At 61.7% G+C, this 14789-nt stretch carries 10 protein-coding genes; 4 read left to right on the top strand and 6 right to left on the bottom strand.

The genetic code is table 11. The annotated features are described in order from the left end of the window. The first annotated feature begins 232 nt into the window (after positions 1-232). The 3 genes from ACLIRY_RS17815 (at position 233) to ACLIRY_RS17825 (ending at position 5524) form a co-directional block, all read left to right on the top strand. Positions 233-3673, top strand: coding sequence for an ATP-binding protein (locus ACLIRY_RS17815; protein WP_413206770.1), 3441 nt, complete (start codon positions 233-235; stop codon positions 3671-3673). Continuing rightward, positions 3660-4592 carry a response regulator gene (locus ACLIRY_RS17820; protein ID WP_413206771.1) on the top strand — a complete coding sequence of 311 codons (933 nt, stop codon included), beginning with the start codon at positions 3660-3662 and terminating at the stop codon, positions 4590-4592. The genes ACLIRY_RS17815 and ACLIRY_RS17820 overlap by 14 nt, the downstream gene beginning before the upstream one ends. Before the next feature lie 134 nt (positions 4593-4726). Next, positions 4727-5524: a hypothetical protein gene (locus tag ACLIRY_RS17825; protein ID WP_413206772.1), complete on the top strand. Its 798-nt coding sequence runs from the start codon at positions 4727-4729 to the stop codon at positions 5522-5524. A 412-nt stretch (positions 5525-5936) separates the two neighbouring features. Here ACLIRY_RS17825 and ACLIRY_RS17830 read toward each other — a convergent pair whose 3' ends face one another. From ACLIRY_RS17830 to ACLIRY_RS17840, 3 genes are all read right to left on the bottom strand, one after another. Beyond that, positions 5937-6722 carry a DNA polymerase beta superfamily protein gene (locus tag ACLIRY_RS17830; RefSeq protein ID WP_413206773.1) on the bottom strand — a complete coding sequence of 262 codons (786 nt, stop codon included), beginning with the start codon at positions 6720-6722 and terminating at the stop codon, positions 5937-5939. A gap of 37 nt (positions 6723-6759) precedes the next feature. Further along, complete coding sequence (locus ACLIRY_RS17835) at positions 6760-7992, bottom strand: RtcB family protein (RefSeq protein ID WP_413206774.1); 1233 nt, start codon at positions 7990-7992, stop codon at positions 6760-6762. Between the two features lie 465 nt (positions 7993-8457). Continuing rightward, entirely contained in the window at positions 8458-10005 is a 1548-nt protein-coding gene (locus ACLIRY_RS17840; RefSeq protein ID WP_413206775.1) for a vWA domain-containing protein, read from the bottom strand. A 271-nt stretch (positions 10006-10276) separates the two neighbouring features. Between ACLIRY_RS17840 and rtcR the strand changes: the two genes are divergently transcribed. Continuing rightward, a complete protein-coding gene (rtcR, locus tag ACLIRY_RS17845; RefSeq protein ID WP_413206776.1) occupies positions 10277-11872 on the top strand; it encodes an RNA repair transcriptional activator RtcR in 1596 nt (531 codons plus the stop codon). Between the two features lie 6 nt (positions 11873-11878). On the opposite strand, the gene ACLIRY_RS17850 is transcribed toward rtcR, so the two are convergent. From ACLIRY_RS17850 to rpsA, 3 genes are all read right to left on the bottom strand, one after another. After that, positions 11879-12214 (bottom strand): LapA family protein, encoded by a 336-nt coding sequence (locus ACLIRY_RS17850; RefSeq protein WP_413206777.1) that lies wholly within the window; start codon positions 12212-12214, stop codon positions 11879-11881. Between the two features lie 100 nt (positions 12215-12314). After that, positions 12315-12617, bottom strand: a complete 303-nt coding sequence (gene ihfB, locus ACLIRY_RS17855) for an integration host factor subunit beta (protein ID WP_413206778.1) — start codon at positions 12615-12617, stop codon at positions 12315-12317. A 192-nt stretch (positions 12618-12809) separates the two neighbouring features. Further along, positions 12810-14525 (bottom strand): 30S ribosomal protein S1, encoded by a 1716-nt coding sequence (gene rpsA / locus ACLIRY_RS17860; RefSeq protein WP_413206779.1) that lies wholly within the window; start codon positions 14523-14525, stop codon positions 12810-12812. Between the last annotated feature and the right edge of the window lie 264 nt (positions 14526-14789).

A 14789-nucleotide genomic window follows, 5' to 3' on the forward strand; every position in this document is an offset into this window, starting at 1 on the left:
TTGCTGCGCCGCGCCATACGCGATTTCGCGTATATCCCCCTCGCGCAGAGTAAGATACTGTGGGTGTCAGGGTTGGAAATAGCATTAAAAAACAATACTTTATGGCGCATTGTCGTTTTCTTTCCACGCAAACGGGCTCGACAGGTTGACCGCAACGCGGAACCCTTCGAGGGCAAAAAGAAGACCGACTGGGATGAAAGGATTCGGCGTGACGTCGATGGGATCGACTGGGATGGCCGCACGTCAACGCGTGTTGCGCATCCGGCGGCGCTATAACCGTTGGGTGGCGAACGAAACCCTAGAGGATTACGCCCTGCGCTTCACGGCGACGGGGGCGCGGCGCTGGTCTGCGGCCCGGGTGGCCAATACGGCACTGGGCGCCATTTCCTTCCTGGCGCTGGAGGCCATTGGCGGAGCCATTACCGTCGGCTATGGCTTCGAGAACGCAACGGCGGCGATCCTTGTCCTCGCCCTGGTGATCTTCGCCACAGGCCTGCCCATCTGCTATTACGCGGCGCGGGCCGGTGTGGATATCGACCTTCTGACAAGGGGTGCCGGGTTCGGCTATATCGGGTCGACCATCACCTCCCTGATCTACGCCTCCTTCACCTTCATCTTTTTTGCGCTCGAGGCCGTCATCCTGGCCATGGCCCTGGAGATGTGGCTGGGTCTGCCTCAGATCCTCGGCTATTTCCTGGGCGCCCTGGTGGTCATCCCCCTGGTCACCCATGGCATCACGGTCATCAGCCGGTTCCAGGTCTGGACCCAGCCGCTCTGGGTCGTGCTGCACCTGATCCCCTTCGTTTTCCTGGGGATCACCCAACCGGACTCCTTCAAGGACTGGACCCAGTTCAAGGGCATCGCCCAAAATGGCCTCGGAGACGGGTTCAACATCCTGGCTTTTGGCGCAGCCACGACGGTGGTGGCCTCCCTTGTCGCGCAAATTGGCGAGCAGGTGGATTTCCTGCGCTTCCTGCCCAAGAAGGAAAAGGGCAATCGGGCCATCTGGTGGCTGTCGATGATCGGGGCCGGTCCGGGCTGGATCCTTCCCGGTACCCTGAAATTGCTGGCCGGCTCCTATCTCGCCTTCCTGTGCATTGAAGCGGGTCTGCCCACCGACGCCGCCAGCGCCCCGACCACCATGTACAATCTGGTCTTCGAGAAGATGCTCGGCTCGCCCGCCAGTGCCGTGGCGGCGATGGGGATTTTCGTCATTCTCTCCCAGCTCAAAATCAATGTGACGAATGCCTATGCCGGGTCCATCGCCTGGTCGAATTTCTTCTCCCGCCTGACCCACAGCCACCCGGGTCGGGTGGTCTGGCTGGTCTTCAACGTGGTCATCGCCCTATTGCTGATGACCTTTGGCGTCTATTCAGCCCTGGAGCATATCCTGGGCCTGTATTCCGTCGTGGCCATCGCCTGGGTCGGTGCCCTCTTCGCCGATCTGGTGATCAACAAACCCCTGGGCCTGAGCCCGGCCCATATCGAATTCAAGCGGGCGCACCTTTACGACATCAATCCCGTCGGCACGGGGGCCATGCTGATTGCCATCACCCTGGCGATCCTCGCCCACCTGGGCGTTTTCGGCGCGTTGGCCTCGGCCTTCACCGCCTTCGTCGCCCTCGGCAGCGCCCTGGTCTCCGCCCCGATCATCGCGTTCCTGACCAAGGGCCGCTACTACATCGCCCGAGAGAACACCCTGGAGTCGGGTCCCGGCGAAGGGATCCTCTGCTGCATCTGCGAACATGCCTTCGAGCGGGAGGACATGGCCCATTGCACCGCCTATGGGGGTCCAATCTGTTCCCTCTGCTGTTCCCTCGATGCCCGCTGTCACGACATCTGCAAACCCGAGCGCGCCCGCCTTCCGGCCCAAGCCCGGGCCTTCGCCCGGCGTTTTGCTCCGGCCTGGGTGGTCAACGCGCTGGCCACCCGGGGCGGTCGCCTGGCGACCACCCTGGTGACGATTTGCCTGTGTATGGGCGCCGTCTTGTCTTTCCTGCGCCATGAAACCCTGTTGGGCAAGGCGGCCCTGGACCCTTCCTCGGACCGAACCCTGTGGATGGCCGTGCTGGTCATCGGCTTGATTGGCTCGGTGATCGGTTTGCTGTTCATGCTGACCAATGAAAGCCGCCGGGTCGCCCTGGAGGAGGCGGAGCGCCAAGCCTCCCTCCTTCGCCAGGAAATCGAAGCCCACGAGCGGACCGACGCCCAGCTCCAAAAGGCCAAGGACGCCGCCGAGGCCGCCAATTTCGCCAAAAGCCGCTACATTATCGGCGTCAGCCATGAAATCCGCTCGCCGCTGAACGCCATTTCCGGATACGCCCAGATCCTGTCCCGGGACGAGAGCATTCCCAAACACCGCCGGGACGCCATTGGTGTCATCCGCCAAAGCGCCCAGCACCTGAGCGGCTTGGTCGAGGGGTTGGTCGACATCTCCCGCATCGAATCGGGACAGCTGACCCTGAACACGGACGAGGTGCGTCTGCCCGAACTGTTGCGGCAATTCGCCGACATGTTCCGCATGCAGGCCCAGGTCAAAGGCGTGGAATTTCTTTACGAGCCCCCCCACAACCTGCCCGCCCTTGTCCATACGGACGAAAAGCGCTTCCGCCAAATTCTGTTCAACCTGCTCAGCAATGCCGTGAAGTTCACCGACAAGGGCCATGTCGCCCTGTCCGTCCGCCTGAAAAGCGAGGTGGCGGAGTTCACCGTGGCGGACACGGGCGTGGGAATCCCGCAGGCGGACCTGGAGCGGGTCTTCCTTCCCTTCGAGCGGGGGGGGGCGGAAGGAAACCTCCAGCCGGGCATGGGATTGGGACTGACCATCACCAAACTGTTGACGGAAATCCTGGGTGGGGAAGTCCTGGTCGAGAGCACTCCGGGCCAGGGCAGCACCTTCCGCGTCCGGCTGTTCCTGCCCGCCCTGTCCGGTCAACGCCGCCCCTCTGCTTCCCCCCGGGCGCAGACCGGATACGAGGGCCCTCCGAAGCGCATCCTTGTGGTGGACGACGACGACGCCCACCGGGCCCTGACCCGGGATGTCCTACTCCCCCTCGGCTTCGATCTGATCGCCGCTGAGAATGGCGCGCAATGCCGCGAGATCCTGCGGGAAACCCCCGTCGATCTGGTCCTGATGGACATCTCCATGCCCGACGTCAACGGCTGGGACCTTGCCGAGGAGTTGCGGGAAGGTCCTCTGAAAGGCGTGCCCATCGTCATGGTCTCGGCCAATGCCCATGAATATGAACCTGGGGGCGCCTTGGCCGACCCCCATGATGCCTTCCTCGTGAAGCCCATCGATATCATCCAGCTCACCGAAACCATCGGCGCCCTGCTGGCTCTGCGGTGGGAGGGAGCAACGGTCCCATCCGCCGGGGATGCCCCCTCCGGCTCGGACCGCCCCCCGCCCCCACCCCCGCCCCTTCCCCACACCCTGGTTTCGGCCCTCCGCGAAGCCATCGCCATCGGTCATGTCCGCGGAATTGGCGAAGCCCTGACCCGCATCAACGAGGCCATGCCCGAATCCGGCCCTTGGACAGACCGCATGCGGTCCATGCTCTCTGCCTTTGCCCTGAAGGAACTGGGAGAGGCCGCCCGATCCGTCCCCGTCCAGACGGATCCCGCCCCGACTCCTCCCGTCGACCCCGGAGACGCCCCCCATGCTTCACCCTAAACGCGATTTGGCCCTTATCGTCGACGACACGCCCGGTACCCTCGGGTTCCTCTGCGAAGCCTTGGAAACAGAAGCCTTTGATGTGCTGGTTGCCACCGACGGGGCCTCCGCCCTGACCTTAACCGAGAAAGTCACCCCCGATGTGATCCTGATGGACGCGGTGATGCCGGGTTTGGACGGTTTCGAAACCTGCAAGGCAATGAAAAGCCGGGCTGACTTGGCCCATGTTCCGGTGATTTTCATGACCGGGTTGACGGAAACCGAACATGTGGTTCGCGCCCTGGGGGCCGGGGGCACGGACTATGTGACCAAGCCCATCATCACCGAGGAACTGGTCGCACGGATCAGGGTTCATGTGGATAACGCCCGGATGACCAGTGGAGTGCGCATGGCCTTGGATGCCTCGGGCCGGGGGCTGTTCGCCGTAGACCGGAACGGCGGGATCCTGTGGGCGACTTCGGCGGCGCGACGGATCCTCGACAGTCTGGATGACGACCACAGCGCCGAAATCCGTCCCTCCCTGCCGCCCCATTGGCGCATCTGGATGGACGAACAACTGGCCGCAAACAGACCGGAAGCCCAAAGGATGCCCCTTTCAATCGACGCCCCCGCCCTGGGAGAGCGGTGCCAGATCCTTCTTGTCACCGAGCTCTCGGCCAACGAGGTGCTGCTTCGCCTGGATACGGTCGAAAGCGCGAACGAGGCCCGCCGGTTCCAAGACCACCTGCACCTGACGGCACGGGAAGCGGAGGTCGTCCTTTGGGCAACCCGGGGCAAGACAAATCGGGATATTGCCGACATCCTCGGCCTGAGCCCACGCACCATCGACAAACACCTGGAACAAGCCTACGCGAAAATGGGCGTGGAGAATCGGGCCGCAGCCATCGCCATGGCCCTGCGACGAACGATCACCGGATAGCGCGATTCTGGCATCCAAACCGACCAAAGCAGAGAAAATACCAACAAAAATCCACCACTAATTGCATAGAATTCCGGTCATCTTTATGCAATTTTATATGGAGTATTTTCACATACTCGACCGGGAGAGATCCAGTGAAGCCATCCATGTTTGTCGCCAGCGCCGCCGCTCTCGCCCTGCTGGTCGGCTGCGCCACCCTGCCCGCCAAAGAGACGGCCCCAGCACCAGACGCCGCCGTGCTCGCCCCTGCGCCGCCATCCTTGGACGAGGTTGCCTTCCAGGTGTCCTTGACCGATGCCAGCCTCCAATCCCCGGCGAACGTCTACAAGGGCCTCTTCCCCATCAGCGATCGGAACCGCAAGCTGCAATGGCGTGATCGGACCAAAAAACAGCAGCTCAAGGTCGTTTCCCTGATGTCCCAGTCGTCCTATGACAAGTACTACAAAGGCGTGACCCAGGGTGTGACGACCGGCATCTATAGCTGGGTGACCCTTGCCCCGCAGGTGCAGGAGTTCTGCAAAGCTACGGGCTTGACCGGCGACGCCCTGGAAACCCGCCTGAAGGAGCACCTGGGTCTGGTCCCCACCAATGCCTACGACATGTTCGTGGAGTTCTGGGTGGACCGGAACGACCTGTTCCGCCCCTGCCCCGACCCGGAAACCAACGACACCAAATGCAATGTCGCCTTTACCGAAAAGAACGGCATGCCCGTGAACCCCAAGGTCAAGGGCGTCGACAATTATATCGGCTGGTTCAACGACACCTATACGGCGTCCTACGCCCCCGGGGGGGCGCCCTGGACCCGACTGGGTTACACCTATGACTGGAACCCGGATACGCCCAAATATGGCGCCAGTGAGTACCTGATGACTAAGGGCGCCCCTTGGGAGGTCGTTGACGCCGCCACCATCGACGCCTATTGCGCGCCTTAGAGTATTCCGAGATCAAGTTGGGTCGCTTTGCGACCAAACTTGGCTTCGAAGAGACTCTAAAATCTATATAATGAGAGTGAAACGGGGCCAGCTAGACTCAAGCTGATCCCGTTTCACTCTAGAGGTCCCGCCCATTACGGGGCTTTGCCCCGTTCCCCACTGGGGCCGCAAGGCCCCAGACCCCCAGCATTTACTGGCCAAAGGCCCCAGACCCCAGGCTAAGAAAAAATGGGGGTTTGGGGGCATTGGCCCCCAAATGGGCTTGGGCAATCGCCCAAAAAACACGAGACACTGGCGTATCCCGTGACGTGAAAATCAAACCGCCCTAACAGGGTGCGGAAAAGCGTTCGAATGTTGATCAGGCCGATAGGAACGGGTTCACCTGAGCCCGTCCCCACGCCTTCGATCTCGATCATTGATTGACCACGTCCAGAAAAAACCTGTTGGCTGCCGCCCAGACTTCCGGCGTCAGTTTGCGGGCAGGAACATCCTCGGCGCGCCCCAATTCCTCCAGGACGAGCCGGTCCAGCTCCGCCGGACGCCGGGTATAGTCCTGCTCCCGGGCCTCTCGCTTCCGCGCGACCAAATCCTCGATCAGACCAACGGTCGCCGGGGGGAGGTCGCTTGCGGCCATCAAAGCCCCAAGCTCCATGGGAGGCCTCACCCCTGGCGCAAGCCGCAAGGCCCGCAGGGCGAGCGCCGGACGAAGAACGTAGAAATACCGCTTCACCGGCACCTCCTTGGCGCCCTCCACCCACCGCTTGACCGCGTTGTAGCCAAGGCTGGCGTAATGGTGGGCAAGGCCCCGTGGATCGAAGCTGCGGTCGGCCAAATCCGCCAACCGTGCCACCATGGGGTCGTCTGGCCGGTAGCGGATGGGCGAAGCCAGCCATTCACTGACCACCGCATTGGACTTCAGCATCAGCCCAAGGGCCTTGCGGACATCCCATCCGTTCAGGTCGATCTCGTCCGTGATGGGTCTTTCGACCACGTCGCGTCCGGGTCGCAGCGAAAGGTACCAATCCCTTGGCCGCCGATAGACAAACCGCACGTCATAATCGCTGTCGGGGGAGGGAAATCCCCAAGCCCGGGAGCCGGATTCCACAGCGAACAGGACCCGGACTCCCTCCTCGACCTCAAGGGCCGCCAAGCGCTTCTCGATATCCCGCCGGGTCGTCGCGTTGATCGGGTCGGCCATGGTCCTGTCTCCTTTTTTCTTACGCCCGCAGAAGGTGTCACCCCTTCACGCAGACGACCTGATTTAACCGATGGACGATCTCCACCAGATCCGCCTGGGCGGCCATCACGGCATCGATGGGTTTGTAGGCCTTGGGCGTTTCGTCCAGCACACCCTCATCCTTCCGGCATTCGACACCGGCGGTGTCGGCGATATGCTCCTCCAGGCTGACCAGTTTCTTGGCTTTGGTCCGGGACATCACCCGGCCTGCGCCATGACTGCAGCTTTCGAACGCCTCGGCATTCCCCAAGCCCCGCACAATGAAACTCCGCGCCCCCATGGAGCCGGGAATGATCCCCATAGTGCCCTTGGCGGCCCGCACGGCCCCCTTCCGGGTGACCAGGATGTCTTCGCCGAAGTGATGCTCCCGCGAGACGTAGTTGTGGTGGCAGTTCACCACCTCCACCTCGGCCTCGAAGGGCTTGGCGATGACCTCCCGCAGGGTTCGGATGACCGCGCCCATCATCACCTGGCGGTTCAGGGCGGCGAAATCCTGGGCCCAGTGCACCGCCCAGACGTAGTCGTTGAAATGAATGGTTCCTTCCGGGAAATAGGCCAAATCCTCGTCGGGAAGATTGATGAACCAGCGCCGCATGTCCTGCCGCGCCAGCTCGATGAAATAGGTTCCGATGGCATTTCCCACCCCCCGGGATCCGGAATGGAGCATGATCCAGACCCGCTGCTCCTCGTCCAGGCAGACCTCGATGAAGTGGTTTCCTGTTCCCAGAGTGCCCATGTGAACAAGGTTGTTGGTGCTCTTGAACCGGGGATATTTTTCCGTGATCCGATCGAAGCGATCGACGAGGGTGGCCCAAGCTGCCGTGACCTCTGGCGGCGGATCCCCCCAGGATCCGACATCCCGCTTGCCCCGGCCAATGCGGGCGCTCCGGCCATGGGGAACGGCACGCTCGATGGCAGCGCGCAGCTCCTCCAGGGTATCGGGTAAATCGCCCCCCTTGAGGGAGGTCCGCGCCGCCATCATCCCGCAACCGATATCCACCCCGACCGCCGCCGGGATGACCGCGCCCTTGGTCGGGATCACCGATCCGACGGTGGCACCCAGGCCGACATGGACATCGGGCATGGCGGCCATATGCTTGAAGATGAAGGGCATCCGCGCCGCTTGGGCGAGCTGCTCCCGGGCGCCGTCCTCGACGGGAACACCCCGGGTCCACATTTTGACCGGAACACCTCCCTCAACCAGTTCAACGTCATAGGCTCGTTCAGCCATGGTGAAAATTCCTTTCGTTCTGAAGTGTCGGCGACGAGCGTTTGATGAGACTTTGGGAGTCGAACCCAAACCCGAAGGCCTGACCAATGGAGTCCCATCGGCATTCGCCGACCTCTTCATTCAAAACCTTGTTGATCGGAACGGGGCGACGAGAAGTGCGACGGACGGTTCCTGCTCTACCAACTGAGCTACGGACCGGTTTTTATCGGTCCGGCGGGGCTCGAACCCGCGACCTGGGGAGTGACAGTCCATGTAGTCCGTCGGGCATTCGCCCCTATCGTCTTCGGCATGCGAAATAGAAGGGGCCATGGCGACGAGAAGGAGCGAGACGCGGCCCTTAAGCTACGTGTCGGCGGCGGGATTCGAACCCGCATCTCTCCAGACGAATCCAGAGCGCTTTCCTCGTCGGGCCTTTGCTTTGGAGACATGGAGTCCCGCCAGCATTCGCCATGGCCCCTTAACGCGTCACACCTCCGTTTGTTTGACCACCTCTACCCAATGGCGCGTCTCTCCCGCATGGAAGCGGGCGATCGCGTCAAAAACCGCGTCAGAGAACCCGCCCACATTCAAGATGTCGGCTCGGCTGTGCGCCTGGGTTGTGCCATAGGGCGCGATATCAACGCAGACCAGCTTGGCTTCCGGATTCCGGCGCTTCAGCTTGTTCCATTCGCCCATCGTCGCCGTCGCCCCATAGCTGTTGGCATCCACCCAGGATTGGTTGTCCGACACGATCACCACCAGATCGACCTTGGCCCGCTCCGCGTTCAGTTTGGCCAAGGGAGCAGACACATTGGTCCCCCCACCGCAGACCGAAGCCAAACGCGCCGCATTGACCGCCACGCTGTTCCGCAAGTTCAACCTCAAAGGCACAACGTCACAGGCGAAAGGCAGCACCCGGGCACGGGGAGTCCCACGCAGGATCGCCGCAGCGAGCAAAGCCGCCACATCGACGCAACGAACCACCGAAGACGCTCCCCTGCGGTATCCAGTCACGGGCATGGTCATGGAGCCCGAGACATCCGGACAGACCACAACCCGTCCGCCCAAACGGGAAACCCGACGCACCGACTGCTCCAAAGCCTCTTCCAGGGCAGCTCGGACCTCTGACGGAACACCCGCCTCGACCTGACTCAAGGCCACCATCACCTGATAGGGCATGGGCCGAACCTTACGCAGGGCCTCCCGGTCGGATAGCCGTGCGACGACGACACCCGTTGCTCCCTCCTCCTTGAACACGCCGTGGCGCGCCAAGGTGTTCAGGTTCATCCGCAGGGCCTGCCAGCCCATGCGCCTGGCGATGGTCACCCATTGCTCCCTGGTCAGCGGAAAAGCTGTCAACCATTCGAAGGGCACCGGAGGCAGGTCCCGCAAGGGGTCCCGCTTCCAAGCTTCGAAGGCCGCGACCTCCGGCGGCAAAGCCTCAACATCATAGGGCTTACCAAGCAGCCAACCGTAAAAGGCACGCCGAGTGGCGTCACCGGGCTTCGGGTGAACCATCTTGACGATGTCCGCCAAGCTGGGGGCCTGACCCGTCGCCGCAGCCATAAGGGTGCGGGTCGACGCCTGATCCAACCACCGCTGAACCAACCGCTTGGGACGGGTTCCAAGGGAGGATCGCCCCACCTGACCCGACCGCATGATCTGCACGAAGCTGCGCAGCATGCGACCATTGTCGATAACCCGGGCGAAAACGCGGGACGCCAGATCGGGATCAACCACGGTCAGATAGGCCGTCAACAGGGCGGGCATATCCTTCATTGCCCCGGTTTGCCGGGCGTAGACCGCCGCTTGAGCCACAAACCACGGATCGACCGCGCGGGCGACCTCCAACACATCGGCCAGTTGCCCATCGGCCCGCCCATAGAAAGTATCGCTGAGGGTTCCGGTTGCGGCGAGCTGAGCCAGTTTGCCCTCATGGCCAAGGCCGTAGGCTGGCGCCCCTTCCCGGTTCTCACTGTCGGGGCGCCGCCCCGGAGTCGCGAACAGGGATGAGAAAAGGCTTCTGTTTGCCATAACGGTCCTCCTCCTGGCTTTGCCCCGCTCCGGGGCGATTGGCCCATTCCAACCACCCCACCGGTCCGTCTATCGAACCGGACCATCGACCGTGACGAACTTACATCAGCAGGAAACGTGCCAAGCGAAGGAATTTTCGCGGAAAAATCATTTAAACATCTGTTTTATAAGTATTTTCCTTCGCGTCATCAGATGAAAGCCATAGGCACATGAGCCAAGAAACTTCGATTTTCTGATTGTATGGTATCTCTTTTTATCCTACAGGATAGAAATGAAACCCCTCACGGTCATTGGCTTCCTCGGAACCACACTGGACGCAAGCAAGTTCGGGCCCTCACGGTGGAACCAGTGGCGTCCGTCGGTCGCCTTGGCCATGCACGAGGACCTGCGGGTCAACCGCTTCCTCCTGCTCCACGGGGAACAACATGAGCGGTTGGCGCGTTTCGTGGCCGACGATGTGGCTTCGGTGTCGCCCGAAACCCGGGTAGAGCGACGACACCTGAACTTTGAGAACCCTTGGGACTTCGAGGAGGTTTACGGCAAGCTTCTGGACTTCGCCCTGGCCGAACCCCTGGATCCGGAAGCCGAGGATTACCTGATCCACATCACCACCGGCACCCATGTGGCTCAGATCTGCCTGTTCCTGCTCACCGAGGCGCGATACCTACCTGGCAAACTGCTCCAGACCAGCCCTGCCCGGCGCAGCGGCGATGGTCGGGCGCCCGGTGTCTGGACCAGTATCGACCTGGACTTGTCCCGCTACGACAGCATCGCTACCCGATTCGCCGCCACGACCAGCGGGAACACGTCCTTCCTCAAATCCGGGATCGAGACAAAAAACGCGGTCTTTAACCGCATGATCGACGAAATCGAACATGTGGCCTCTCGCTCCCGGGCGCCCATCCTTCTGATGGGACCGACAGGCGCGGGTAAGAGTCAACTTGCCCGGCGGATCCACGAACTGAAGCGCCTGAAGCACCAGATCTCCGGCCCCTTTATCGAGGTGAACTGCGCCACCTTGAAAGGCGACGGAGCCATGTCGACCCTGTTCGGGCACCGGAAGGGCGCCTTCACCGGAGCCATTGGCGACCGGGCAGGGCTTTTGCTTTCGGCGGATAAGGGAATGCTGTTTCTGGATGAGATCGGTGAACTTGGCGCCGATGAACAGGCGATCATCCTGCGCGCCATCGAAGACAAACGCTTCACCCCGGTGGGGATGGACGAGACGGTCTCTAGCGACTTCCAGCTGATTGCCGGAACCAACCGCGATTTAGGGGAAGCCGTGGTCAAAGGGTCCTTCCGCGAGGACCTCTACGCGCGCCTGAATCTATGGACCTTCTCCCTTCCCGGCCTCGCTGACCGACGGGAGGATATCGAACCCAACCTGGATTACGAATTGGACCGTTTCGCCGAACGGGAGGGCGAGCGGATCGGCTTCAACAAGGAGGCCCGGGACCTCTATCTGTCCTTTGCAGTCTCTCCGGAGGCGCGCTGGTCGGGCAACTTCCGGGACTTGGCAGCCAGCGTAACCCGCATGGCCACCCTCTCGCCCCGGGGCCGAATCGACCGAGATTGCGTTACTTTGGAGATCGGGCGCCTCAAACAGCTGTGGTCCCTGGGCCAATCGGCCACGACAGACGACGGCCTCAGCGCCCTTCTCGGCGCAGACCGTCTAGCCGATATCGATCCGTTTGACCGCGTCCAACTCTCGGAGGTGGTCCGAGTCTGCCGAAAGAGCCGAAGCCTCTCCGAGGCAGGCCGCACCTTGTTCGCAGCGTCGAAACGACGCAAAGTCTCCAGCAACGACGCCGACCGCCTGAGAAAATATCTCGCCCGCTTCGAACTAGACTGGAATCAGGTACAATGAAACCCCTCAAGCCGCAGGCGGCAAAGCCTGTTGCGCCTCGGTGACCTCGACAAGTTTCTGGTTCTCGGCCACACGCTTGTCCAGATCCCGCTTCAGGCCACGGATTTCGAGATCCCGGTCCCGCAGGCGCACCCGCAGCTTGGCGGACCCAATCCAGGTAAACAAAGACCCGACCACCAAGCCGATGACCAGAGCCCCAAGGCAAAGCAAATAGAGCGGCAGGTCGACGGAGAAAGGCGTGGGCCAAAGGCTGACCGAAACCGCGTCCCGGTTGTTCACGGCGAACACGGCGGCAATCACCGCCAACGGAAGGCCAATCAGCCAAAACACAAGCTTTCTCACGGTGTCTCCCTTCCCAGAGCCCCCAAGGACTCTTCAAAAATGGGCCTCTTCAAAAATGCGACGACCCGTCGAACGCCAACCGCCCAACGGCAGGGGGATCTTATTCGTCGTCGTCCCCAGCGTCACCCCCGTTCAACATTTCACGGAGCTGTTTGCCGGTCTTGAAATAGGGCGCAGCCTTGGCATCCACGTCCACGGTCTCGCCGGTGCGGGGGTTGCGCCCCACGCGGGCATCCCGCCGCTTGACCGAAAAGGCCCCGAAGCCCCGCAATTCCACCCGATCTCCCCGAGCCAAAGCATCGGCGACCTCATCGAAAATCGTCGAGACAATCCGCTCCACGTCCCGTTGATACAGGTGAGGATTTTTTTCCGCCAACCGCGCGATCAATTCGGACTTTGTCATCGCCCCAACTGCCCCTTTCCACCCATGAGTGCCTTTACAGGCTTGAAAGAGCGTGCCATGGGGAAAGGGGAGCGTCAAGCAAGCCGCTCATTTGAAAGCATTTTTCACAGAACTCCCGGTCTTGAAACAAAAAAGGCGCCACCGGTTTCCCCGGCGGCGCCCAATTTCTGCGGTGTCTGAAGGCGAAACGCCTTAGTCGTCGGACTTTTCGGCCTTCGCCTGAGCCTGCTTCAGCGCGGCGCCGAGGATGTCTCCCAAGGACGCACCCGAGTCGGCGGAGCCGTATTCAGCCATGGCCTGCTTCTCGTCGTCCATTTCACGGGCCTTGATGGACAAGGTCATGCGACGGTTGGATTTATCCATGTTGGTGACCTTGGCGTCGAGCTTGTCACCCACATTGAAGCGCTCGGGGCGCTGGTCGGCGCGCTCGCGGGCCAGGTCGGACTTGCGGATGAAGCCCGTGGCACCGTTCACGTCCACTTCAATGCCGTTGTCCTGAACCATGGTCACGATGCAGGTCACGGTCTGGTTCTTCCGCAGATCGGCAGTGGCCTCCCGGTAGGGATCCTCGCCCAACTGCTTGACGCCCAGGCTGATCCGCTCCTTCTCGACGTCCACGTCCAGCACCTTGGCGCGCACCACATCGCCCTTCTTGTGGTCCTTCACCGCTTCGTCGCCGGAGCGGCTCCAGTCCAGGTCGGACAGGTGGATCATGCCGTCGATGTCGCCGGTCAGACCGATGAACAGACCGAATTCGGTGATGTTCTTGATCTCGCCTTCGACTTCGGTGCCGATCGGATGGGTCTCGAGGAATTCGGACCAGGGGTTCGACATGGTCTGCTTCAGACCCAGGGAGATCCGCCGCTTGTCCGGATCGACGTCGAGGATCATGACCTCGACTTCCTGGCTGGTGGAGACGATCTTGCCCGGGTGGACGTTCTTCTTGGTCCAGGACATCTCGGACACGTGCACCAGACCTTCGACACCCGGCTCCAGCTCCACGAAGGCGCCGTAATCGGTGATGTTGGTCACGCGGCCCAGGAACTTGGTGCCCTCGGGGTACTTGGCGGCGACGCCTTCCCAGGGATCGGCCTCAAGCTGCTTCATACCCAGGCTGATGCGCTGGGTCTCGGCATTGAAGCGGATGACCTGAACGTTGACGCTCTGGCCGATGGACAGGGCTTCGGTCGGGTGGTTGATGCGCTTCCAGGAAATGTCGGTGACGTGCAGCAGGCCATCGACACCGCCCAGGTCCACGAAGGCGCCGTAATCGGTGATGTTCTTGACCACACCTTCGAGGACCTCGCCCTCCTTGAGGGTCTCCATAAGCTTGGAGCGTTCCTCGGCGCGGGTCTCTTCGAGAACGGCACGGCGGGAGACAACGATGTTGCCCCGGGCCCGGTCCATCTTGAGAATCTGGAAAATCTGCGGCTGGCCCAGCAGCGGGGTGATGTCGCGCACGGGGCGGATATCCACCTGGGAACCGGGCAGGAAGGCAATGGCACCGGACAGATCGACGGTGAAGCCACCCTTGACCCGGCTGTGGATCAGACCCTTGACGCGCTGGCTGTCGTTGAACGCCTTCTCCAGCTCGTTCCAGGCCTCCTCGCGGCGGGCCTTGTCACGCGACAAGACAATCAGACCATCGCGATCTTCGTAACGCTCGACGAACACGTCCACGGTGTCGCCAATCCGCGGCTCGGCATCGTCGCCACCACGGGCGAATTCCTTGACGGGAACCCGGCCTTCGGACTTCAAACCCACGTCGACAACGGCAAAATCACCGTTGATGCCAATAACGGTGCCAGTCAGCACCGAGCCTTCAAGCCCACCGGACTCGCCAAGCTGCTCGTTCAGCAGGGCTTCAAATTCGTCCATTTCGGGCATTTCGAGGGCTGCGTTAGCCATATTTCAGATCTTCCTTTCTACTCGTCATGTTTTTTTCAGGCCAGCCGGTTGGTTCCGACGGTCTTGAGATCGGGATGTCAGACCTCCCCTAACGGAGCCGATCTGACGGGTTACGCAAGGAGTCGGAGCTTGTACGAGCCGCCTCTCCAAAAGAGTCGGAGCTTGTACGAGTCCATCCCCTCTGAGAGAGGGGACCGGAAAAGCGGTAATTCCCTGAGGACTCCGCCCATGGGGGAGTCCCGGGATTCCTCTCCGGGTAGGGGG

It is taken from the genome of Rhodospirillum sp. A1_3_36 (genome assembly GCF_047263945.1).
GTDB lineage: Bacteria > Pseudomonadota > Alphaproteobacteria > Rhodospirillales > Rhodospirillaceae > Rhodospirillum.